This is a genomic window from Hydrogenophaga sedimenti (genome assembly GCF_051857515.1).
Lineage (GTDB): Bacteria > Pseudomonadota > Gammaproteobacteria > Burkholderiales > Burkholderiaceae_C > Hydrogenophaga.
In genome coordinates this window covers 126,034-148,763 of the sequence record NZ_JBPZHA010000003.1, presented here as the reverse complement: position 1 = coordinate 148,763, position 22,730 = coordinate 126,034, and the positions used below count along the sequence as shown (strand labels likewise).

At 67.9% G+C, this 22,730-nt stretch carries 20 protein-coding genes and 1 tRNA gene; 5 read left to right on the top strand and 16 right to left on the bottom strand.

All coding sequences use genetic code 11. The features are described 5' to 3' along the window. Positions 1–137: 137 nt before the first annotated feature. The 6 genes from ACS5NL_RS05830 to ACS5NL_RS05805 all read right to left on the bottom strand — a co-directional run bounded on the left by ACS5NL_RS05830 (position 138) and on the right by ACS5NL_RS05805 (position 8,325). The gene (locus tag ACS5NL_RS05830; RefSeq protein ID WP_439352704.1) at positions 138–3,026 is read right to left on the bottom strand and encodes a ribonucleoside-diphosphate reductase subunit alpha; all 2,889 of its coding nucleotides are present in this window, start codon (positions 3,024–3,026) and stop codon (positions 138–140) included. 326 nt (positions 3,027–3,352) lie between these two features. Further along, positions 3,353–3,982, bottom strand: a complete 630-nt coding sequence (ampD, locus tag ACS5NL_RS05825; protein ID WP_439352703.1) for a 1,6-anhydro-N-acetylmuramyl-L-alanine amidase AmpD — start codon at positions 3,980–3,982, stop codon at positions 3,353–3,355. Further along, the gene (locus ACS5NL_RS05820) at positions 3,963–5,447 is read right to left on the bottom strand and encodes a sigma-54-dependent transcriptional regulator (RefSeq protein WP_439352702.1); all 1,485 of its coding nucleotides are present in this window, start codon (positions 5,445–5,447) and stop codon (positions 3,963–3,965) included. The genes ampD and ACS5NL_RS05820 overlap by 20 nt, the downstream gene beginning before the upstream one ends. 8 nt (positions 5,448–5,455) lie before the next feature. Continuing rightward, the gene (locus tag ACS5NL_RS05815; RefSeq protein ID WP_439352701.1) at positions 5,456–7,255 is read right to left on the bottom strand and encodes a sensor histidine kinase; all 1,800 of its coding nucleotides are present in this window, start codon (positions 7,253–7,255) and stop codon (positions 5,456–5,458) included. Between the two features lie 27 nt (positions 7,256–7,282). Next, positions 7,283–7,519 (bottom strand): PP0621 family protein, encoded by a 237-nt coding sequence (locus ACS5NL_RS05810; protein ID WP_439352700.1) that lies wholly within the window; start codon positions 7,517–7,519, stop codon positions 7,283–7,285. A 2-nt stretch (positions 7,520–7,521) separates the two neighbouring features. Beyond that, complete coding sequence (locus ACS5NL_RS05805) at positions 7,522–8,325, bottom strand: cytochrome C assembly family protein (RefSeq protein WP_439352699.1); 804 nt, start codon at positions 8,323–8,325, stop codon at positions 7,522–7,524. A 160-nt stretch (positions 8,326–8,485) separates the two neighbouring features. Here ACS5NL_RS05805 and ffh point away from each other — a divergent pair, with 160 nt between their 5' ends. Both ffh and ACS5NL_RS05795 read left to right on the top strand, forming a co-directional pair. After that, complete coding sequence (gene ffh / locus ACS5NL_RS05800) at positions 8,486–9,844, top strand: signal recognition particle protein (RefSeq protein WP_439352698.1); 1,359 nt, start codon at positions 8,486–8,488, stop codon at positions 9,842–9,844. A 160-nt stretch (positions 9,845–10,004) separates the two neighbouring features. Beyond that, positions 10,005–10,625 carry a hypothetical protein gene (locus ACS5NL_RS05795; protein WP_439352964.1) on the top strand — a complete coding sequence of 207 codons (621 nt, stop codon included), beginning with the start codon at positions 10,005–10,007 and terminating at the stop codon, positions 10,623–10,625. A gap of 31 nt (positions 10,626–10,656) precedes the next feature. Here the strand turns inward: ACS5NL_RS05795 and miaB are convergent, their stop codons facing one another. The 7 genes from miaB to ACS5NL_RS05760 all read right to left on the bottom strand — a co-directional run bounded on the left by miaB (position 10,657) and on the right by ACS5NL_RS05760 (position 17,009). Beyond that, complete coding sequence (gene miaB / locus ACS5NL_RS05790; protein ID WP_439352963.1) at positions 10,657–12,003, bottom strand: tRNA (N6-isopentenyl adenosine(37)-C2)-methylthiotransferase MiaB; 1,347 nt, start codon at positions 12,001–12,003, stop codon at positions 10,657–10,659. 118 nt (positions 12,004–12,121) lie between these two features. After that, entirely contained in the window at positions 12,122–12,475 is a 354-nt protein-coding gene (locus ACS5NL_RS05785) for a hypothetical protein (RefSeq protein WP_439352697.1), read from the bottom strand. Positions 12,476–12,550: 75 nt separating this feature from the next. Continuing rightward, positions 12,551–13,111, bottom strand: coding sequence for a YaeQ family protein (locus ACS5NL_RS05780; protein ID WP_439352696.1), 561 nt, complete (start codon positions 13,109–13,111; stop codon positions 12,551–12,553). Between the two features lie 44 nt (positions 13,112–13,155). After that, a tRNA-Met gene (locus tag ACS5NL_RS05775) sits at positions 13,156–13,232 on the bottom strand. 35 nt (positions 13,233–13,267) lie between these two features. Further along, positions 13,268–14,692, bottom strand: a complete 1,425-nt coding sequence (locus ACS5NL_RS05770) for a vWA domain-containing protein (RefSeq protein ID WP_439352695.1) — start codon at positions 14,690–14,692, stop codon at positions 13,268–13,270. A 115-nt stretch (positions 14,693–14,807) separates the two neighbouring features. Further along, complete coding sequence (locus ACS5NL_RS05765; protein WP_439352694.1) at positions 14,808–16,184, bottom strand: hypothetical protein; 1,377 nt, start codon at positions 16,182–16,184, stop codon at positions 14,808–14,810. 36 nt (positions 16,185–16,220) lie between these two features. Then, on the bottom strand, positions 16,221–17,009 hold the full coding sequence (locus tag ACS5NL_RS05760) for an enoyl-CoA hydratase (protein WP_439352693.1): 789 nt from the start codon (positions 17,007–17,009) through the stop codon (positions 16,221–16,223). A gap of 151 nt (positions 17,010–17,160) precedes the next feature. Here ACS5NL_RS05760 and ACS5NL_RS05755 point away from each other — a divergent pair, with 151 nt between their 5' ends. From ACS5NL_RS05755 to paaK, 3 genes are read left to right on the top strand one after another with little or no spacing between them, the layout of a single operon-like run. Next, entirely contained in the window at positions 17,161–17,967 is an 807-nt protein-coding gene (locus ACS5NL_RS05755; RefSeq protein ID WP_439352692.1) for an enoyl-CoA hydratase-related protein, read from the top strand. Beyond that, positions 17,967–18,407: a hydroxyphenylacetyl-CoA thioesterase PaaI gene (paaI, locus tag ACS5NL_RS05750; RefSeq protein WP_439352691.1), complete on the top strand. Its 441-nt coding sequence runs from the start codon at positions 17,967–17,969 to the stop codon at positions 18,405–18,407. The genes ACS5NL_RS05755 and paaI overlap by 1 nt, the downstream gene beginning before the upstream one ends. After that, positions 18,404–19,699 carry a phenylacetate--CoA ligase PaaK gene (gene paaK, locus ACS5NL_RS05745; protein ID WP_439352690.1) on the top strand — a complete coding sequence of 432 codons (1,296 nt, stop codon included), beginning with the start codon at positions 18,404–18,406 and terminating at the stop codon, positions 19,697–19,699. Before paaI ends, paaK begins: the two co-directional genes overlap by 4 nt. 6 nt (positions 19,700–19,705) lie before the next feature. On the opposite strand, the gene ACS5NL_RS05740 is transcribed toward paaK, so the two are convergent. Genes ACS5NL_RS05740 through ACS5NL_RS05730 form a run of 3 tightly spaced genes read right to left on the bottom strand, consistent with a single transcriptional unit; the run spans position 19,706 to position 22,711 of the window. Further along, entirely contained in the window at positions 19,706–21,511 is a 1,806-nt protein-coding gene (locus tag ACS5NL_RS05740) for a M61 family metallopeptidase (protein ID WP_439352689.1), read from the bottom strand. Further along, positions 21,508–21,981 (bottom strand): DUF3429 domain-containing protein, encoded by a 474-nt coding sequence (locus tag ACS5NL_RS05735; protein WP_439352688.1) that lies wholly within the window; start codon positions 21,979–21,981, stop codon positions 21,508–21,510. Before ACS5NL_RS05735 ends, ACS5NL_RS05740 begins: the two co-directional genes overlap by 4 nt. Positions 21,982–21,994: 13 nt before the next feature. Continuing rightward, positions 21,995–22,711, bottom strand: a complete 717-nt coding sequence (locus tag ACS5NL_RS05730; RefSeq protein WP_439352687.1) for a DsbC family protein — start codon at positions 22,709–22,711, stop codon at positions 21,995–21,997. Positions 22,712–22,730 lie beyond the last annotated feature (19 nt).

Below are 22,730 nucleotides of genomic sequence, written 5' to 3'. Positions count from 1 at the left end.
TGTCCAATTCGGTGGATTATCGAAGCGTCGACATGAATTGCAAAGCAATCATGTGCCGAGCGAATGCATTGTGTTGCGGTGCTGCATCGAAATCGGTGAGAAGTTTCATCACGGTCATTCGCATCGGCGCATGAAGCTCACTGGCAGGCTTCGCAGCCCGGGTCGTCGATCGCGCAGAACTTGATGTCGGTCGCAGGTTCTGCCGTCGCCGCGGCAGCGACCGGTGCGCTCATTGCGACATCGTGGCCGTGCACCGCAACCGCGTTGAGCTGGCCCGTGCGGCCGGTGGATTTTTCGGCCTGCGTGGCCGAGGTCGTGCGCAGGTAGTAGGTGGTCTTGAGACCACGCAGCCACGCGAGCTTGTAGGTGTCGTCGAGCTTCTTGCCCGAAGCGCCGGCCATGTAGATGTTCAGGCTCTGTGCCTGGTCGATCCACTTCTGGCGGCGCGCCGCGGCCTCCACCAGCCACAGCGGCTCCACTTCGAACGCGGTGGCGTAGAGCGCCTTCACGTCCTGCGGCACGCGGTCGATGGGGCGCAGCGAACCGTCGAAGTGCTTGAGGTCCATGACCATCACGTCGTCCCACAGGCCCAGGCGCTTGAGGTCTTTGACCAGGTAGCCGTTGATGATGGTGAACTCGCCCGACAGGTTGGACTTGACCGAGAGGTTGCCGAAGCAGGGCTCGATGGAGGCGTCGACGCCGATGATGTTGGAGATGGTCGCGGTCGGGGCGATGGCCACGCAGTTGGAGTTGCGCATGCCATCGGCGGCGATCTTCTTGCGCAGCGCGTCCCAGTCCAGCGTGGCCGAGCGGTCCACGTCCACATAGCCGCCGCGTTCGCGCGCCAGCAGGTCCAGCGTGTCGGGCGGCAGGATGCCCTGGTCCCACAGCGAACCGCGGTAGCTCGAATAGCGGCCGCGCTCGCGCGCCAGCTCGGTCGAGGCCCAGTAGGCGTAGTAGCAGATCGCTTCCATCGACTTGTCGGCGAACTCGACCGCTTCGTTGGAGGCGTAGGGAATGCGCAGTTCGTACAGCGCGTCCTGGAAGCCCATCAGGCCCAGGCCCACCGGACGGTGGCGCAGGTTGGAGTCGCGCGCTTTCTTGACCGCGTAGTAGTTGATGTCGATCACGTTGTCGAGCATGCGCATCGCCGTGTTGATCGTCTTCTGCAGCTTGGCGTGGTCGAGCTGGCCATCCTTGACGTGCTGGAGCAGGTTGACCGAGCCCAGGTTGCAGACCGCGGTTTCGGTGTCGCTGGTATTGAGCGTGATCTCGGTGCAGAGGTTGGAGCTGTGCACCACGCCGGCGTGCTGCTGCGGGCTGCGCACGTTGCAGGCGTCCTTGTAGGTGATCCAGGGGTGGCCGGTCTCGAACAGCATCGAGAGCATCTTGCGCCACAGGTCGGTGGCCGGCACCTTGCGGCTGGGCTTGATCTCACCGCGCTCGGCCTTGGCTTCGTAGGCGACGTAGGCCTTTTCAAACTCGGCACCGAACAGGTCGTGCAGGTCGGGCACGTTGTTGGGAGAGAACAGGGTCCAGTCGCCCTTTTCCATCACGCGCTTCATGAACAGGTCGGGAATCCAGTTCGCCGTGTTCATGTCGTGGGTGCGGCGGCGGTCGTCGCCGGTGTTCTTGCGCAGCTCCAGGAACTCTTCGATGTCCAGGTGCCAGGTTTCCAGGTAGGTGCAGACCGCGCCCTTGCGCTTGCCGCCCTGGTTGACCGCGACGGCGGTGTCGTTGACCACCTTGAGGAAGGGCACCACGCCTTGCGATTCTCCGTTGGTGCCCTTGATGTGGGCGCCCAGGGCGCGCACGCGGGTCCAGTCGTTGCCCAGGCCGCCGGCGAACTTGGACAGCAGCGCGTTTTCCTTGATCGACTCGTAGATGCCGTCGAGGTCGTCGGGCACCGTGGTCAGGTAGCAGCTGGAGAGCTGCGAGCGCAGCGTGCCGGCGTTGAACAGCGTGGGCGTGGACGACATGAAGTCGAACGAGGACAGCACCTCGTAGAACTCGATGGCGCGGGCTTCGCGGTCGATCTCGTTGAGCGACAGGCCCATGGCCACGCGCATGAAGAAGGTCTGTGGCAGCTCGATGCGGGTCTTGCGCACGTGCAGGAAGTAGCGGTCGTACAGGGTCTGCAGGCCCAGGTAGTCGAACTGCAGGTCGCGCTCGGGCTTGAGCGCGGCGCCCAGGCGGGCCAGGTCGAACTGCAGCAGCTTCTCGTCCAGCAGTTCGTTCTGCACGCCCTTCTTGATGGCTTGCGGGAAGTAGTCGGCGTAGCGCTCGGCGCGCTGGGCCTGTGGCACGTCTTCGCCCAGCACTTCCTTGACCACGGTGTGCAGCAGCAGGCGCGCGGTGGCGTAGGTGTAGTCGGGGTCTTTTTCGATCAGGGTGCGGGCAGCGAGGATGGCGGCCTTGTAGACCTCTTCGATCGGCACGCCGTCGTACAGGTTGCGCTTGGTCTCGGCGACGATGGGATCGGCCTTGACGTCCTTGCCCAGGTTGGCGCAGGCGGCTTCGATCAGGCCCTGCAGGCGGGCGATGTCCAGCGGCACGCGCTGGCCACCATCCACCACGTGCAGGACGGCTTCGGCGGGTTGCGCGGCCTGCACCTGCTGGGCGCGCTCCTGGGTGCGGCGTTCGCGGTAGAGCACGTAGGCGCGGGCCACTTCATGGTGTCCGCTGCGCATCAGGCCCAGTTCGACATGGTCCTGCACGTCTTCGATGTGGAAGGTGCCGCCGCCCGGACGCGAACGCACCAGCGCACGCACCACGGTCTGCGTCAGTGCATCCACCGTCTCGCGCACGCTGGCCGACGCGGCGCCCTGGGTGCCATGCACCGCGAGAAACGCCTTCATCATCGCCACCGCGATCTTGCTCGGCTCGAACGGCACGACGGCGCCGTTGCGGCGAATGATCTGGTACTGGGCAAACACGGTCGAGCTGGTCGGCTCGGCGGCGACACCGGCGCTGCCGGTCAACAGTTGGGGGGCGTTCGGGGATGCGGTGGGCGTGGCTGTCAGCATGGTTCCTCTTTCGTTTGTTTTGTGTGGGTGCCGGCGGCGGGGCGCGGGGCACAGGGCCAGGTGGTCTGGCGCAGCGCACACTATATCTGGTGTCTCGTGGGGGTACAAGCCACTACCGGTAGTGTTTCGTGCGGTTTTTCGGTTTGCTTTTCGTCTGGCAAAAATGGCGCAGCCTCCGGCGCCTGACGCGGGATGCCGCGGGCCAGCGAAACTTCTGCGTTCGCTTTCAGGGCGCCAATGGCGGCGCGGTTTCTGGCGGGATTTGTGGCGCAAGTCCGCGCCGTTGCTGGCGGGACGCCGGAAGGTTTTCTGGCGGCGGCGCGCGGTCAGTCGCTGGCGTTTTCTGTGGTGCCGACGCACCCGGGAAAATACCGATGATCCCAGCCCAGGGACCGTTGCAGCCGCGACCACTCAAAGCCCGGACCGGGGTCCTGCTTGCGGCCGGGCGCGATGTGTTCGTGGCCCGCGATGTGCTCGATCGGGAAGCGCGCGCGCAGCTGCTCGCAGAGCTGGGTCAGGGTGGCGTATTGCGGAGCCTCGAAGGATTCGCCTTCCAGTCCTTCGAGCTCGATGCCGATCGAATCGTCGTTGCAGTTGGTGCGTCCGCGCCAGCACGAGGCACCGGCGTGCCAGGCGCGGGCGCCGGCGTCGACGAACTGGACCAGTTCACCGGTGCGCCGCACGAAGAAGTGGGCCGAAACCTCCATGCCCCGGATCTGCCCGAAGTAGGGGTGGGCCGACCAGTCGAGCTGGTTGGTGAACAGCTGCTCGACTTCCGGACCGCCGTAGACACCCGGTGGAAGGCTGATCGAATGCAGCACGATCAGGTCGATGCGGGCGCCATCGGGGCGGGGGCCGAAGTTGGGCGAGGCCACGGCGCGCGCGGTCCGGAGCCAGCCTCCATCCCAGTCGCCCGCCGCACCGGCCTTCAAGGCATCAACTCTGGGTGTCTTCATCGTCCGAGGGCATGGTGATGCCCAGGCGCTGGATGCGGTAACGCATCTGGCGCAGGTTCAAGCCCAGCCGGCTGGCGGCGGCGGTGCGGTTGAAGTCGCATTCCTTGAGCGCCTTGAGCAGCACCTGGCGTTCCTGCTCATCGAGGTAACTCTGCAGGTCGGCGGGAATGCCAGCGTTTTCGGTGGCCTGGGCCGGTGCGGGCGGCTCGGCCATCTGGTCCGGCTGGGAAGGCCGGAACGGCACCTCGGCGCTGTCGCTGGAATCCTCGAAGTCGCAGGCCTCCAGCACCGACCCGCTGCTCAGTGCCAGCGCACGCTGCAGCAGGTTCTCCAGTTCGCGGACATTGCCGGGCAGCTCGCGCGACTGCAGGTACGCGCGGGCGGCGTCGGACAGGACCGGGGCGGTCTGGCCCGACTCGGCGCAGATGCGCTGCAGCAGGGCCAGCACCAGCTCCGGCAGGTCTTCACGCCGCTCGCGCAGCGGCGGGGTGCGAAGACCGATGACGTTGAGCCGGTAGAACAGGTCCTGGCGGAAATCGCCACTCTTGACCAGGGCCGACAGGTCCTTGTGCGTGGCGCTGACCAGCCGGACGTCGACCGCCTCTTCCTGCACACCGCCGAGCGGGCGCACGCGCCGTTCCTGGATCACCCGCAGCAGCTTGGCCTGCATGCCCAGTGGCAGGTCGCCGATCTCGTCGAGGAACAGAGTGCCGCCACGCGCCGCCTGGAAATAGCCTTCGCGGTCGTGGCTGGCGCCGGTGTACGCGCCCTTGCGGGCGCCGAAAAATTCGGCTTCGATCAGGTTGTCGGGAATCGCACCGCAGTTGACCGCCACGAACGGACCGTCGGTGCGGTGGCTGCACTCATGCACCGCCCGCGCGACCAGTTCCTTGCCGGTGCCCGACTCGCCGAGGATCAGCACCGGCGCCATGCTGGTGGCGACCTTTTCGATGCGCTGGCGGATCTGCACCATCGGGGCCGAGGTGCCCACGATGCGCGCCAGCGCCCGGATGCCACCGGGTGGCGGTGGCGCGCTGCGCACCGGTTCGCTCACCGGTGCGCGCCGCTGGTCGGCCGCCGGCTCCATGCGCTGGCTTTGCAGGGCCGCGTGCACCGCGGACCGCAGCTGCTTGAGGTCCACCGGCTTGGTCAGGTAGTCGAAGGCGCCGCTCTTGAGGGCCTCGACCGCGTTCTCCGCCGAGCCGTAGGCCGTGATGACGATGGTCTTCTCGCTGCGTTGCTGTTCGCCGAGTTCGCGCAGCAGTTCCAGTCCGAGCCCGTCGGGCAGGCGCATGTCGGAGATCAGCACATCGAAGCGCCGCTGGGCCAGCCATTCGCGGGCCTGGGCCAGATCGGGCGCCGACACGACTTCGTACCCTTCGCGCAGCAGCGTGAGTTCGTAGAGGGTGCGCAGGTCCGGTTCGTCGTCGACGACCAGCACGCATGCGGTGGGAGAGGCGGGCATGAAGAACGTCAGAGCGTGGAAAGGGAGGGCGGGCCGTTGGTGGACGTGCCGGGCCGGGTCGGTGGCGGCAGCGAGTCACCGGGCGGATAGGAGAGGCTCTGCTGGACCGGCGCGCGCGGGCCGCCCTGCGTGGTCGGCGCCAGCACGTAGAACTCGTTGCCCTCGCGCTGGTCCAGGCGGCTGCGCTGGTAGGCGATCTGTGCGCCGTAGCGTTCGCACAGCTCGCGGCAGATGTAGAGGCCCAGGCCGCTGGAGCGGCTCTCGGAAGAGAAGAAGGGCTCGAACAGGTGCTTGAGCACGCTGGGCTCCAGCGGTGCACTGTCGCTCCAGACCGAGATGCGCACGCGGTCCGGACCGGCGGGCTGCGAGATCACGCGGATCGAGGAGGCCTGTCCGCTGGCGTGGCGCAGGGCGTTGTCCAGCAGGTTGATCATCAGGCGCCGCAGGTGCTCGGGATCGAAGGTGATGTGCAGGCCCGGGGCATGCGGATGCACGCCCAGCACGCCCTTGGCCTGGTTCTGGCGGGTCCACTCGTGGGTGATCTGGCGCAGGGTCTGGTCCAGCGGCAGGGCCGGCAGCCCTTCGTCCTGGCTGGGCTGGGCCCGGGCCACATTGAGGATGTCGTCGACGATGCGCGAGAGGCGCTGCGCGTTCTGCTCGATCATGCGCGTCAGGCGCTTCTGGCCGGGTTCGGTGACCTCTTCGTCCAGCAGGGCATTGGCCTGCGTGATCGCCGAGAGCGGGTTGCGGATCTCGTGGGCGACGGCGGCGGACATGCGGCCCATCGAGGCCAGCTTCTCGGTGCGCACCCGCGCCTCGACCTCGCGCAGGTCTTCGAGGAACAGCACGCACAGGTCGTTGGGGCGCCAGTTCTGCGCATTGGTCAGCCGGGTGCGGGCAAACAGGCGCAAGGTGGTGTATTCGTCCGGGGCCAGCTGCACCTCTGCCTCCAGCCCCTGACCGACCTGGAAGGTCCGGTCGACCAGGAACGACAGGCTCTCCCATTCGGGGCGCGCCGACAGCAGCAGCTTGGCGGCGTGCGGGTAGTGGTCGCCCATCAGCATGCCCTGTGCCGCCGGGTTGGCGTTGCGCACCACGCCGTGGCGGTCGACCACCAGCACACCCTCGCTCAGGCTCTCGATGATCAGTTCGTTGACCTCGGCCTGCGAGCGCGCCGCGGCCTGGCTCTTCTGCACCAGCGCCTCTTCGCGCGCCAGGCGCTGGGCCAGCTGGTTGGCCAGGAATGCGACCACGAAGAAACCGGTGCCGCTCAGTCCCGACTGCAGCAGCCGCGAGGTCGAGACGTCGCTCAGCAGGGGCGCGCCGAGCAGTGCGTCGCCCAGCAGGTAGAGTGTGGTGACCGCCGCCGTGGCGAGCGCCAGCGTCATGGAGCCGAGGATGGCGGCCAGCAGCACCGGCAACGCGAACAGCGGCGTGTAGTTGATGCCCGCCTGCTGGAAGTGGTCCAGCAGCCCGAAAACCACCAGGTCGACGGCAATCGTCAGCAGCCACTGGACGCGGAAGGCCCGGCCCGGCTCGATGCGCTTGGTCCACAGCAGCACGGCGATCGTTGCGCCCAGGTGCAGTGCGCAGACGCCCGCCAGCCATTTCGCGCCGCCACCGCCGTTGCTCTGCAGGAAGACCTGCAGCGCCAGCAGCACCAGGGCGATGAGCACGCGGGCCCGCATGAACGCCTTCCACAGCCGCACATAGGCGCGCACGTGGTGGGCCTGGTCCTGCAGGCTGCTGCCGGCCTCCAGGGTGGAGTACCAGGAGGGGGCAAACTGGGAGTTCGGATCGGATGCCATGGGTGTGCCGAGTCCGGAGTCAGTGGCTCACCGCACGGCGGCTTCGTGCTGGCGCCGGTGCTCCTGGCAGCAGTAGCGTCCCCGGTTGCCCTGGACCGCTTCGCTCTCGGGCAGGTGGGTGCCGCACTGGTCGCAGGCAATCATCGGCATCGGGCGTGCCGGCTCCTTGCGTTTCGGTGCGGCGTCGTCCTGTTCGGACTGGCGGTTGTTGCGCCAGATCCAGAAGGCGACCAGCAGCACGGTCAGGACCAGAAGGAATTTCATCGTCAGCCGATCCGGTGCAGCACCACTTCGAGCACAAAGCGCGAGCCGACGTAGCCCAGCAGCAGGAAGCCTGCGCCCAGGTAGAGCATGCGCACCGCGACGCGACCGCGCCAGCCCAGGCGCCAGCGACCCAGCAGCAGCACGCCCATGGTCAGCCAGGCCAGCACCGAGAACGCCGTCTTGTGGTTCCAGACCCAGCGCTCGTTGATGAGTTCGGAGAACCAGCCACCGACCAGCAGCGTGGCGCTGAGCAGCACGAAGCCGGCGGCGACGAAGCGGAAGGTCAGTCGTTCCAGCGTCAGCAGCGGCATCGAGGTGTCGCTGGTGGTGCCCAGGCGCATGGCCTTCTCGGCGCGCTGCATGAGCCAGGCGTGCACGACCGCCGCGGCGATCAGCCCGTAGGAGGCGATGCCCAGCGCCCAGTGCAGCGGCATCCAGTTCGAGGGCAGGGCATGGTATTGGGCGCCGGGGAAGAACAGCGCCAGCAGCACCGCCACCGTGCCCAGCACCGCCAGCGTCCAGCGCGCCTTGAGCTGCGGATACATGCGGCTCTCGATCAGGTAGACCGTCAGCACCAGCCAGGCGGTGACCGACAGGGCTGGCGCGAACCCGAAGCGGGCCGGCGTTTCCAGCACCGCCGAACCCAGCACGAGCAGGTGCAGCAGCCAGGCCACGGCCAGGATGTTGCGGGTCTGCTGCTGGGTCAGGCGCGGGTGGGCCCAGGCGATGAAGGCGTACGACAGCGCCGCCACCGCCGACAGCAGGGCTGCGGGCGGGTTGCTGGTGAGGGCGGGCAGGAAGGTCATGAATGGGCGTGGCGGCCGTTGGGAGAGGGGGCAGGCAGCTAAAATCGCCCTTGGAGTTTAAAGCGTCTTGGCCGCGCGAGCCGCCGGTTCCGCCACGCGACCCGACCCCGGCGTTTCGCCGCTGTCACCCCCCGCCGTCCCCCACTTCCCCGACCCCAACATGGCCTCAGCCCTTTCCGACCGTCTGTCACGCATCGTCAAGGAAATGCGGGGTCAGGCGCGCATCACCGAGAGCAACGTCACCGACATGCTGCGCGAGGTGCGCATGGCCCTGCTGGAGGCCGACGTGGCCCTGCCGGTGGTGCGCGACTTCATTGCCCGCGTGAAAGAGAAGGCGCTGGGCGCCGAGGTGGTGGGCTCGCTCACGCCCGGGCAGGTGCTGGTCAGCGTGGTCAACCGCGAGCTGGCGGCGACCATGGGCGAAGGCGTGGCGGACATCAACCTCGCGGCCCAGCCGCCGGCGGTGATCCTGATGGCGGGCCTGCAGGGCGCCGGCAAGACGACGACCACGGCCAAGCTGGCCAAGCACCTGATCGAGAAGCGCAAGAAGAAGGTGCTGACGGTCTCGGGCGACGTCTACCGCCCGGCCGCCATCGAACAGCTCAAGACGGTGACGGCGCAGGCCGGCGCCGAGTGGTTCCCCAGCTCGCCCGACCAGAAGCCGCTGGACATCGCCCGCGCGGCGCTGGACTACGCGAAGAAACATTACTTCGACGTGCTGCTGGTCGACACGGCCGGCCGCCTGGCGATCGACGAAGTGCTGATGCGCGAGATCCAGGAGCTGCACGCCGCGATCCATCCGGTCGAGACACTGTTCGTGGTCGACGCGATGCAGGGCCAGGACGCGGTCAACACCGCCAAGGCCTTCAAGGACGCGCTGCCACTGACCGGCATCGTGCTGACCAAGATGGATGGCGACTCGCGCGGCGGCGCGGCGCTGTCGGTGCGCCAGGTCACCGGTGCGCCAATCAAGTTCGCTGGTGTGAGCGAGAAGATCGACGGCCTGGAGGTGTTCGACGCCGACCGCCACGCGGGGCGCATCCTGGGCATGGGCGACATCGTGGCCCTGGTCGAGCAGGTCACCGCCGGTGTGGACATGGAGGCGGCGCAGAAGCTGGCCGCCAAGGTCAAGAGCGGTGGCGACTTCGACCTCAACGATTTCCTCGATCAGATCCGCCAGATGAAGCAGATGGGTGGCCTGTCCAGCCTGATGGACAAGCTGCCCGGCAACCTGGCCGCCAAGGCCAGCGAGGCCGACCTGACCCGCGCCGAGAAAGACATCAAGCGCAAGGAAGGGATCATCTGCAGCATGACGCCCCGCGAGCGCACCAAGCCCGATCTCATCAAGGCCACCCGCAAGCGCCGCATCGCCGCCGGTGCCGGCGTGCATGTGCAGGAAGTCAACCGCCTGCTCAAGGAGTTCGAGCAGATGCAGGGCATGATGAAGAAGATGAAGGGCGGCGGCCTGATGAAGATGATGAAGCGCATGGGTGGCATGAAGGGCATGCCGAAAATGTGACCCCACTGCGCCGCTGCGCGTCTTCCCCTCTGGGGGGCAACGCCTGTGGCCTGGCGAAGCCAGTTCCACGGCGTTTCTGGATCAATCCCCGCGCTCCGGTGGGGTTGACGGAAGTCAAGCGGCCTGTCTGCGCGCACGCCGATACTCGCCTCCCATGTGGATGGTTCTGAACCTGCTGATTGCGGTGCCCTGTGTGGCGGTGGCCCTGTGGCTGCGGCCCTGGCGCATGCTGCGCGGGCCCTTGTTCACGCCCGCGCTGGCGGCGCTGGTCTTGCTGCCCTGGCTCTGGCTGCTGCCGCAGAAGATGCCGCAGGGTCTGCAGGTGCAGCTCTCGGGCGCCTGCCTGCTGGTGCTGATGCTGGGCTGGCCGCTGGCCGTGCTGGTGCTCGGTGGGGTTGCCGCCGTGGTCTGGTTCGTGGGACAGGCCGACCCCGAGGTGGTGCTGATGCAGTGGGTCTGGACCGGACTGGTGCCGGCGCTCCTGGCCTTGGCGATTGGCGCGGTGCTGCGCCGCTGGCTGCCGCCGAACCCGTTTGTCTACACGCTGGGGCGTGCGTTTTTCGGCACCGCCGTGGCGGTGTTCCTGTCGGGGCTGCTGTTCGAGGGCCTGCAGTGGGTGGCCGGCGAGCCGGGGCGGGAGTGGTCGCTGGTGGCGCGCTGGCTGATGGCCTGGGGCGATGCCTTCCTCACCGGCATGTTCGGCGCCATCTTCGTCGCCTTCGTGCCGCAGTGGCTGGCGACCTGGTCGGACCAGCGCTACCTCAAACCACCGCAGAACTGATTTGGGACGGCCTGGCGCCTGAATCCCCTGGTCAGGCGACCTGTTCGGTCGTGAGCACCTCGCCGCGCAGCGAGTGCGGCAGCGACTGCGTGATCTTCACGTCGACCATCTGGCCCACCAGGCGCGCACTGTTCGGGCCGCCGTCGAAGTTGACGATGCGGTTGCACTCGGTGCGGCCCATGAGCTCGGCGGCGTTCTTGCGTGAGGGCCCCTCGACCAGGATGCGCTGCACCGTGCCTTCGCGGCTGGCGCTGATGCGGCGCACGTTCTCCTCCAGCACGGCCTGCAGGTGCTGCAGGCGCTGCAGCTTGACCTCGTGCGGCGTGTCGTCGGGCAGATTGGCGGCGGGCGTGCCGGGGCGCGGGCTGAAGATGAACGAGAAGCTGGCGTCGTAGCCGACGTCGGTGATCAGCTTCATCATCTTCTGGAAGTCCTCTTCCGTCTCGCCCGGGAAGCCGACGATGAAGTCGCTGCTCAGGGACAGGTCGGGCCGGATCGCGCGCAGCTTGCGGATCGTGCTCTTGTATTCCATGGCGGTGTAGCCGCGCTTCATGGCCATGAGGATGCGGTCGCTGCCGTGCTGCACCGGCAGGTGCAGGTGGCTCACCAGTTTCGGAATCTTGGCGTAAGCCTCGATCAGGCGCGGCGTGAACTCGTTGGGGTGGCTGGTGGTGTAGCGGATGCGCTCGATGCCCGGGATCTCGGCCACGTATTCGAGCAGCAGCGCGAAGTCGGCGATCTCTTCGGTCTCGCCCATCTTGCCGCGGTAGGCGTTGACGTTCTGGCCCAGCAGGTTGACCTCGCGCACGCCCTGGTCGGCCAGGCCGGCGATCTCGACCAGCACGTCTTCGAACGGGCGGCTGACTTCTTCACCGCGGGTGTAGGGCACCACGCAGTAGCTGCAGTACTTGCTGCAGCCTTCCATGATGGAGACGAAGGCCGAGGCGCCTTCCACGCGCGCAGGCGGCAGGTGGTCGAACTTCTCGATCTCGGGGAAGCTGATGTCCACCTGCGGCTGGTTCAGGCGGTCGCGCGCCTTGAGCATCTCGGGCAGGCGGTGCAGGGTCTGCGGGCCGAACACCACGTCCACATACGGTGCGCGCTTGATGATCTCGGCGCCTTCCTGGCTGGCCACGCAGCCGCCCACACCGATCAGCACACCCTTCTTCTTGAGGTGCTTGACGCGGCCGAGGTCGCTGAACACCTTCTCCTGCGCCTTCTCGCGCACCGAGCAGGTGTTGAACAGGATCAGGTCCGCCTCTTCGGGGTCCTGGGTTTTTTCGAAGCCCTCGGCGGCGCCGAGCACGTCGGCCATCTTGTCCGAGTCGTACTCGTTCATCTGGCAGCCGAATGTCTTGATGAAGACTTTTTTCATGATGAATCACCCCCTGCGCCGCTGACGCGGCGTCCCCCTGGAAGGAGGACCACGCCAGTGGCCCGGCGAAGCCGGTGCCACGGCGCGTGCTGGACGGGGCCTTGCAGTGGTTGGGTTGGGGTTACTGGCCGGCGCGCTTGCGCTTCTCGGCCGCTTCGGCTTCGGTCAGGATCCAGACGTCGTGGACCATGCCGCTGGACTCGAGGGTGTAGTTCACCGTCAGTTCCTGACCCACGATGCTGCCGGAGAGCACCAGCAGGTTGTTGGCGCCCTTGATGCGCGCGCCGGGCGACAGCTGGGTGGCCTTGCCGTCCATGGCGATGATCGGAGGCTGGGTCACGACCATGGTGCCGCGCAGGGCACTGGCCGGAAAGTTGCGCACCTGGATCTGGGCGTGGGCCAGGGTGCAGAGACCCAGGCCGGCCAGCGTCAGCAGGACGCGGCGCGAGGCGGACAACGGAGAGCAGCGGTTCATGGTGTAGATCCAGAGGCTGTGGGAGGCGGACGGGTCCGCCGGGGCCGCGATTGTCTCACGCGGCCCGGTTCGCGCTCACTTCCAGCGCACCGGCTCGATGTGCACGCTGCCCTGCTGGCTCGACAGCGTGAGCGCGCCGTCCTGCACCGTGGCCTGCAGCTGCATGCTGCGTTCGGCCAGCGCCGCCAGCGCGGGCGCGACCTCGGTCGGCAGGCGCCAGACCTGCAGCTTGTCCATCCGCGTGAGCTTGTTCTCGATGCCCTTCCACCACACGTCCGCGGCCGAGCTGAAGGCGTAGACGAACACCGCGTCGGCCTGGCTGCAGGCCTTGGACAGCGGCTTGTCCTCGGGCTGGCCGACCTCGATCCAGACCCGTTTGCGGCCGGTGAAATCGGTCAGCGAGGCGTCCGGGTCGTCCGGGTCGGACAGGCCGGCGCCGAAGGCCAGCGTGCCGTCACCGCCGCAGGTGTCCTGCAGCTCGTGCGCCTGCAGCGCCATCGCCACCAGCCGGACCATCATGCGTTCGTCGGTCTCGCTCGGGTGGCGGGCCAGCGTCAGCGCATGGTCGGCGTAGTAGCCGTGGTCGATGTCGGCGAGCTGGAGGTTCGCCTTGAAGATGGTGGATTTGATGGCCATGAATGCAAAAAGCGGGTTCCGTTGCCGGACCCGCTTTTGATGTTTGGTGGCGATAGGTGGACTTGAACCACCGACATCAGCATTATGAATGCTGCGCTCTAACCAACTGAGCTATATCGCCGAAGCCGCGCATTATAGAACATCTTTTGCGCCCCTTCAAGACGCCTTGGCGGGCAGGCGGGCCAGTTCCTCGCGGATCAGGCGCACGATCAGGTGGTCCAGCGTGGCAACCGAGTAGTTTTTCACGTCGTGCACCGTCTCGCGCCCCGGGCCGCTGGCGGGCTGCCCGGCCCGGTCGTAGGTCAGGAACACGAAACGGCCACCGGTGAACTGGGCCATCTGCCGCTGGATGAACTCGCCCTGGCGGTCCAGTCCGCTGGCGCCGACGCTGAAGATCTTGATGCCCTTGGCCAGCGCGGCCAGCATCTCTTCGTCGTAGGGCGGGCGGTCGGGGCCGAGCTGTGGCGGCGCGTCCGCCAGCAGCACCACCATGCGGGTCGCACCGTCCCCGCGCCAGCTCAAGCGGTGCACCGTCTCCCCCAGCGCTTCGCTCATGGCTTCGGGATAGTCGCCACCGCCGTCGGCCTGCAGCTGGTTGAGCACCTTCTGGAAGGCGCCCAGGTCGTTGGTGAAGTCGTGGCTGCGCAGCACGAAGGGGTCGGTCCGGTCGCGGTAGGCGACGAGGCCGAAGCACAGGTCGGGATGGCTCGGCAGGCGGGCGGCCTCGGCCGCGATGCTGTGCAGGCTGGATTTGAGCTTGTCGATCTCGTCGCCCATCGATCCGGTGGCGTCGACCAGGAACACCAGGTCGAGGCGCGCGCGTTGCGCCGCCAGCTTCTCGTCCAGCTGCACCTGCACCGCGTCTTTCTGGCCACGGCGCAGAAAGCCCTGGGCGGTCTGGCCGGCGTGGTGCACCGTCACCTGGTAGAGCGTGGACGAGGCCTTGTCGAAGGCGTCGGGGTGCAGCCAGACCTGGCCACCGGTGTCGGTGCGCGCCCAGAGCACCGCGCCATCCGGCGACCGCACCTGCACCTGTGCGTCGGCCACGCCGCGCCCGGCGCGGTCCCTGACCTGCAGCAGATATCGTTCGCGGATGTCACGCGCCTGGTGCTCGACCGGGGTGCGGGCACGGAAGGCCAGGTACTCGCCAAAGTCGGCGTTGTCGTCGACCATGCCGGCGGTGACGACCGGCGCCGCGGGCGCCTGCAGCGCGGGGGACGGCGACGGAGCGCCGCGCGCACTGTCGGCGACCGCACTCTCCCGCAAGGGGGCGGAAGCGGGCGCGGCGGACTTGGCCGCTGGCGGGCTGGCCACCGGAGCGCCGGGCGCGCCACCGAACATCCGCCCGCGCGCGATCGAAGCCCCTTCGGGCGCGGCCTTCCCGGTCACCGACACCTGCCCCGGGACTTCGTGGGTGCGGATGGGGCGGCGGCAGTCGGTGGCGCTGGGCGGCGTGAACGGCACGGCAGCGCCCGGCTGCGCGGGGGGTGTCAGGGCGCCGGCCGGGGCGGCAGAGAACAGCCACTGTGCGCTGAGCAGTGCGCACAACAGGCGGGTCAGACGGGGAGACTTCAGGGGCATCATGGACTCCGGTGGGGTGGTGATGCCTCTGAAACGAACCAGCGGGCCGGACGGGGTTGACCGGTGCCGGTGTGTTTGCAACGAGATGTACGGCCGGCACGGCGGCCGCCTTGGCTCAGAGAACCAGTTCGTAGACGCCGGGCTCGCCGAGCACCGAGCTCTTGTTCCGCAGGATCACGCCCAGCTTGTGCGTCACCGGGTGGTAGGCAAATGGCTGCCGGGTGAACACGTCCCGCATGTTGGGCGGAGCGCTGGACACGAAGGCGGTCAGCGCGTCACCGGAGAGGCGCTGCCGCCGGGCTTCCAGCGTCAGCCGGGTGGCGGCAGCGAGGTTGCGGACGTCGGCGATGCGGATGCCGTAGCGTGTGTAGCCGATGGCGATGTCGCCCGTGGAGGCCAGCACGTAGCGTCCGGTGGGATTGGGCATGACCGCGTAGCACAGATACCCAGCGTTGCCCAAGACGGGACAGGGGTTGGTGTCGGCCGGAGCCGGCGGTTTCTGATCCGTCCAGGCGCCTTGGGCACCCGCGAGCACCCGCTGGCGGGCGTCCCCGAACTGGATGGCCAACCGGTTGAGGGTGTCCTCTCGAAACGCCAGATGATTGCGGACGGTCTTGACCCAGCCGAGGGCGCCACGGCGGTCCGACTGCTTGAACAGTTCCTCGAAATCGACCGCAGAGGAATACGACCTCCATTCCGCATCCATGGCCTTGACACCCTGAGCGGGCATGCTGTCTACCGCGTCCAGCACTTGTCGCAGGCGCTGGGTGATTGCCTCGTCCGTTGGTGGTGACTGGGCTAGGGCGCGCTGGAGGGCGAGCAGGTTCTCGCTCAGCCCGCGCACGGAGAACATGGCTTCGAGGATCGTGTCGTCGGCCGACTGCAGGTTTTCCGCGACGGCGCCCTCAAACGCCGACACCGCGTCGGCGGTCCGGCCTTGTCGCCACAGGGCCAGGGCGTGGGCGCTGTGCCACAGGTTCAACGCACCCAGAGGGCGGACCGGCGGCAGCGGGTCCAGATAGCGGTAGCCGAAGCTCCGCGGGCCCGCGGCGGCAATCGCCTTCGATCTGGCGAGCAGCGTGTCGTCGGGCACGGCCTGTGCCAGCGCCAGCCATTCCCGCTCGGTCCAGGCGGGCGACACCTTGGCCTGTTCCAGTGCGGGCGGCAGGGTCAGCGTTGGCTGGCCCTGGGCGCAGCGCGCCAGACCAGCTTGCCTCTGGGTCTCATCGTCCTTGGCGAGCTGTAGCAAGGGGTGGGCACACTTGCCGTAGGCCAGCGAGTCCAGCGCCGCCGGCGCGAACAGTCCCTCCACCCGGTAGGCGTTGTCCGGCGAGGACGGCAAATTCTGGGCGCTTGCCTCGAAGGCCTGTGCCTGCGGGGACAAAGGCGGCGCTGCGTACCAGTAAGCGGTGTGCAGCAGGGCCAGCAGGCCCGCCAGCGTCAGTGCCAGCAGGGCCGACCCACACAGCACGATGAGACCTACCAGCCACATGGGTGCCACCTTTCAACGTCGTCAGGCGGTCCGGGCTCAGCCGTGCTTGAACGCCGCCTTGCGCTTGTTCACGAAGGCGTCCATGCCTTCCTTCTGGTCGTCGGTGGCGAACAGGGCGTGGAACATGCGGCGCTCGAACATCACGCCGTCGGCCAGTCCGCCTTCGAAGGCGCGGTTCACGCACTCCTTGGCCGCCATCACGCTGGGCAGCGAGAACTCGCAGATCGAGAGGGCGGCGCCCAGGGCTTCGTCCATCAGCTTGTCCAGCGGCACCACGCGGCTGACCAGGCCGGCACGCTCGGCCTCGGTGGCGTCCATCATGCGGCCGGTCAGCGCCATGTCCATGGCCTTGCTCTTGCCCACCGCGCGCGGCAGACGCTGCGTGCCGCCGGCGCCGGGGATGATGCCCAGCTTGATTTCTGGCTGGCCGAACTTGGCGTTGTCGGCCGCAATGATGAAGTCGCACATCATGGCCAGCTCGCAGCCGCCGCCCAGGGCGAAGCCGCTGACGGCGGCGATCACGGGCTTGCGCACGCTGCGGATGGTTTCCCAGTTGCGGGTGATGTAGTCGCCCTTGTAGACGTCGGCGAAGGTGTACTTGGCCATGGCACCGATGTCGGCGCCGGCCGCAAACGCCTTTTCGCTGCCGGTGATGATCATGCAGCCGATGCCCTCGTCGGCATCGAAGGCCTTGAGGGCGGTGCCCAGTTCGGTCATGAGCTGGTCGTTCAGCGCGTTGAGCGCCTTGGGGCGGTTCAGGGTGACGATGCCCACGCGGCCTTCGGTGCGCACGGTGATCAGTTCGGGGTTGGCGTTTTCGCTCATGGTGTGTCCTCGGGTGGTGGGGGATGATTGACGTAAACGTCAACTATAGCCGCCCGTCTGTCGCCGGGCCACCCAAGGGAAAACATTAACCGACCGATGGGTCGGTTAATGCCAGAATGCCACGTTCCAGAACGACAGGAGACAGCTTTTCATGAGCCCCGCAACCGAAGAGGCCAGCGTTCTCTATATAGAACGCGGCGCCGTGGCCCTGGTCACGCTCAACCGTCCCGACGCCCTCAACAGCTTCACGCGCCAGATGCACCGCGGACTCTGGGCCGCACTGGACCGCGCCGAGGCGAATCCGGCGGTGCGCGCGCTGGTGATCACCGGTGCGGGCCGGGGTTTCTGCGCCGGCGCGGACCTCGCGGAGTTCGACTTCGAACCCGGCCCCGATCTCGTGAAGCGTGCCGACCCGGGCCCGGTGATCGACCAGGCCTTCAACCCGACGGTGCGCCGCCTGCAGTCGCTGCGCATGCCGACCATCGCCGCGGTCAACGGCGTGGCGGCCGGCGCGGGTGCCTCGCTGGTCATGACCTGCGACATCGCCATCGCTTCGCCGGGCGCGAGCTTCATCCAGGCCTTCAGCAAGATCGGCCTGATTCCGGATGCGGGCGGCAGCTGGTTCCTGGTCGAGCGGCTGGGGCTGGCGCGGGCGATGGCGCTGGCGATGACCGGCGACAAGCTGCCGGCGGCGCAGGCGAAAGAGTGGGGAATGATCTGGGACGTGCAGGAAGACCCGCTGGAAGCGGCGCTGGCCATGGCCGGCAAGCTGGCGGCCATGCCGACCAAGGCGCTGCTGGCCACCCGCGCGCTGCTGCGCGACGCCTCCACGCGCACGCTGAACCAGCAGCTGGACGCGGAGCGCGACACGCAGTCGGCGCTGGGCCAGACGCACGACTACATCGAAGGCGTGATGGCGTTCCGCCAGAAGCGCCCGGCGCAGTTCAAGGGGGAATGATGGGTCCGCAAGAACGTGCATCCCGGGTCGGCGAGACCATGTTCGCCGTCGACGTGGCCAGCAAGGACACCATGGGCATGGAGCTGCTGGTGGTCGAACCGGGCCGGGCGGTGATCCGCATGGCCGTGAAACCGCTGCACCTCAACGGCCACCAGATCTGCCACGGCGGTTTCATCTTCACCCTCGCCGATTCCACCTTCGCCTTCGCCTGCAACAGCCACAACAAGAACGCGGTCGCGGCCGGCTGCAGCATCGAGTTCCTCAAGCCGGCGCACGCGGGCGATGTGCTGACCTGCGAAGGCCTGGAACAGACCCTGCAGGGCCGCCACGGCATCTACGACATGAAGGTCACCAACCAGAAGGGCGAGGTGGTGGCGATGTTCCGCGGCAAGAGCGCGGTCATCCCCGGCACCGTCTTTCCGGAGGAGGAGGGCGCATGAAAGCATTTCCGCTCGAACCGATCGAGAAGGCCAGCGTCGACGAGTTGCGCGCGCTGCAGCTCAAGCGCCTGCAGGGCACGCTGCGCCACGCCTACGCCAACTCGCCGGTCTACCGCCGCAAGTTCGACGAGGCGGGTGTGCATCCCGACGACTGCAAGTCGCTGGCCGACCTCGCGAAGTTCCCTTTCACCACCAAGAAGGACCTGCGCGACAGCTACCCGTTCGGCATGTTCTCGGTGCCGCGCGAACAGTGCGCGCGCATCCATGCCAGCAGCGGCACCACCGGCAAGCCGACCGTGGTCGGCTACACGCTCAAGGACATCGACACCTGGGCGACGGTGATGGCGCGCAGCATCCGCGCCAGCGGTGCGCGGCCGGGCGACATGGTGCATGTGAGCTACGGCTACGGCCTGTTCACCGGTGGCCTGGGCGCGCACTACGGCGCCGAGAAACTGGGCCTGACCGTGGTGCCCTTCGGCGGCGGCCAGACCGAGCGCCAGGTGCAGCTGATCCAGGACTTCCGCCCCGACATCATCATGGTCACGCCCAGCTACATGCTGGCGATCGCCGACGAGTTCGATCGCCTGGGGCTGGACCCGCGCGAGAGCAGCGTGCGCCTGGGCATCTTCGGCGCCGAGCCCTGGACCAACGACATGCGGCTGGCGATCGAGCAGCGCATGGGCATCGATGCGGTCGACATCTACGGCCTGTCGGAAGTGATGGGGCCGGGCGTGGCCAACGAATGCGTCGAGACTAAGGACGGCCCGACGATCTGGGAAGACCACTTCTACCCCGAGATCATCGACCCCGAGACCGGCGAGCCGGTGGCCGACGGCGAGCTGGGCGAACTGGTGTTCACCAGCCTGACCAAAGAGGCGCTGCCCATCATCCGCTACCGCACGCGCGACCTCACGCGCCTGCTGCCCGGCACGGCGCGGACCATGCGCCGCATGGAAAAGATCACCGGCCGCAGCGACGACATGATGATCGTGCGTGGCGTGAACGTGTTCCCGACCCAGATCGAGGAGCTGATCCTCAAGCGGCCGGAGCTGGCGGCGCACTACCAGTGCGTGCTGACGCGCGAAGGGCCGATGGACAACCTGACGGTGGCGGTGGAGACCCGGCCGGGTCTCTCGCCCGAGAGCATCGAGGCCCGCGCCGCCGCCACGCTGCTGCGGCACGAGATCAAGGTCTTTGTCGGCTCCAGCGTCGAGATCGAGCTGCGGCCCGAAGGCGGCGTGGAGCGCAGCCAGGGCAAGGCCAAGCGGGTGGTCGACCTCAGGAAGCGCTGAGGCGTTTCAACCCAGCCAGGCGCCGAGCTTGACCGCGTCCTCGACCGTCAGGCGCACGGCGGTGGTGCCCGGTGCGTTGTCGTCGGGCCAGGTCAGCGGGCAGCGCAGCAGGCGGCCGTCGCGCGCGACCAGGGCGGTCAGCGCGGTGCGGGTGCCGCGCAGGCCGTCGATCTCGTCGAGCTTGCGCACGCGCCAGGCTTCGACCGGCTGGCCCCGTTTGGCCGGCGGAAACTCCACGCCCAGCCATTCATCGCCGGCCGCCAGACCGGCGGCTTCGCCGGCGCCGCCGCGCAGCACGTTCTTCACCGTGAGGCCGCCGTTTTCCGCCACCCGCAGGCCCAGGCGTTGCGCCAGCGGCGTCTTGTCCTGGTGCACCTTGGCGCCGCGCGCGGCCAGGAGGGCAGACAGCGGCAGGTCGTCGGTGCCGTGGACCCATTGCGCCAGTTCGCTGGCGAAGCTGCGTTGGCCCAGCTGTCGCAGCACGGTCGCGAGGTCGGCCTCGCGCATCGGGCCGCCCTGCGTGCGCTGCCAGAGCGCGCGCATCACGGCGTCCAGCGAGCTGTGGCCTTCGGCGCGCAGGGTGAGGTCGAGGCACATGGCCACCAGCGCACCCTTGGTGTAGTAGCTGATGGTGGAATTCGGCGTGTTCTCGCCGACGCGGTAGTAGCGGGTCCAGGCGTCGAAGCTGGCCTGCGCCACGCTCTGCACGCGCTGCCCCGGGCTCTGCTGCACCTGGTTGATGGTCTTGGTGACCAGCATGAGGTAGGTTGCGTCGTCGATCAGGCCGGCGCGGCGCAGGATCAGGTCGTCGTAGTAGCTGGTGAAGCCCTCGAAGAACCAGAGCAGCTCGGTGTGGTTCTCGCGGCTGTAGTCGTAGCGCTTGAACTCGGCCGGCCGCAGGCGCTTGACGTTCCAGGTGTGGAAGTACTCGTGGCTGATCAGGCCCAGCAGCGTGGTGTAGCCGTCCGTGGCCTTGAGCGCGGCCGGCTTGTCGTCCTTCTTCCGGACCTTGGGCAGGTCGCTGCGCTGCGCGATCAGGGCGGTCGAGTTGCGGTGTTCGAGCCCGCCGTAGCCGTCGGCACTGGCGTGCAGCATGAACACGTAGCGCTCGTACGGCGGCTTGCCATCGCCGTGCCAGAAGCGGATCTGCTGTTCGCAGATGCGGCGCGTGTCGTCCAGCAGGCGCTGGCCGTCGAACCAGCCGCCCGTGCCGCTGACCACGAAGCGGTGTGGCACACCGCAGGCGCTGAATTCGCCGCTCCAGAAGCTGCCCATCTCGACCGGGCAGTCCGCCAGCTCGTCGTAGTGGGGCGCCAGGTAGTGGCCGAAACCGTTGGCGTCCACCTCGGCCGCGCTCAGGCCGGTGGCGACCTGCCAGCCGGCGGGTGTGTCACCCGGCACGATCTCCAGCGCGTGCGGCTCGTCCTCGCGGCCGGCCACCATCAGGCACAGGCTGGTGGCGTTGAAGAAGCCGCGCGTGGCGTCGAGGAAGGCGGTGCGCACCGAGGCGTCGAAGGCGTAGACCTCCCAGCGCAGGCTCAGCGTGCGCTGGCCGTCGTTGTCGACCTGCCAGCGGTGCTTGTCTAGCTGCTTCACGGCCAGCGGCTGGCCGCCTTGCGAGGCCTGCAGGTGCTGCAGGTGCTGCGCGAATTCGCGCACCAGGTAGCTGCCGGGAATCCAGACCGGCAGCGCCAGCTTCTGTGCCTTGGCCGGGCGGTCGATCTCCAGCGTGACCGCGAACAGGTGGGCCCGGTGGTTCAGGGCCTCGACGCGGTAGCGCAGGGCGGGTGCGGCGGGGCGGGCGCGGCTCACAGCGCCCCCGCGCCGACGAAGCAGCTCAGCGAAGAAATCGCCGAGAGCCGAAAGCGCAGCGTGAGCCAGGCCTCCAGGCCGGCGCGCTTGTACAGCGTGCGGTCGGCCAGGTAACACAGGATCAGCGTGAAGCCCAGCCAGGCCAGCCCCGCAAACGCCGGCATCAGCAGGCCGGGCCAGGCCATCAGCGAGGGCACGATGCCCCAGAGGAAATGGTTGCGCTGGTGGTGCGGACTGTGCGGCACACCCTGCTCGTGCCGGCCGCCGAGCCAGCCGATGCCCCAGTGGATGCCCCCCAGGAACGACACGATCAGCGCGGCGTAGGCCGTCATCGCGATCGCCACCCAGGCCTGCAGCCGCACGTCGACCACCCACAGCAGGACAGCCAGCATGACAAAGGGCACCAGACCGGCCTGGCCCAGGGTGCGCGCAAGCGCTGCGTCGTCGGGATCGTGCAGGGGAAAGTTCATGGAGGGTGGCGGTTTACTTGGCGTCGGCCAGCAGCTTCTCGACGCGGTCGGCACTCAGGGCGCCGGGCGCGCGGACGCCGTTGGCGAAGATCAGGGTCGGGGTGCCGGTGATGCGGGACTTCTTGCCGAACTCCAGGTTGCGGCCCAGTGCGGTGGCGTCGCAGTTGGCTGCGGGCGGCATCACGTCGCGGGTCATCCAGTCCAGGAAGATCTTGCCCTTGTCGCCCTTGGTGCACCAGATGTTGCGCGACTTCTCGGGCGAGTCGCCACCCAGGATCGGATAGAGGAAGACGTGGACGGTCACGTTGTCGATCTTGACCAGGTCGCGCTCGAAACGCTTGCAGTAGCCGCAGTTGGGGTCTTCGAACACCGCCAGCTTGCGCTTGCCGTTGCCGCGCACGATGGTGAAGGCGTCCTTGAAGGGCAGGTCCTTGAAGTCGATGGCAGACAGCTTGGACTGGCGCTCTTCGGTCAGGTCCGTTTTCGTGCGCGTGTCGATCAGGCTGCCCTGGATCAGGAAATTGCCTTGTTCGTCGGAGTACATGATGTCGCTCTGGTTCAGGCGGATCTCGTACAGGCCGGGGACGGGCGTCTTGCTGATTTCGTCGATCTTGGGCAGGTTGGGGTAGCGCTCCGCCAGGTTCTTGCGGATGATCGCCTCCTGGGCGAAAGCGCCCAGGCCCGCGATGGCGAGCACCGCGGCAACAAGGGATCGGGTCAGAAGTTTCATGGGATTGCCTGAGGCGTGA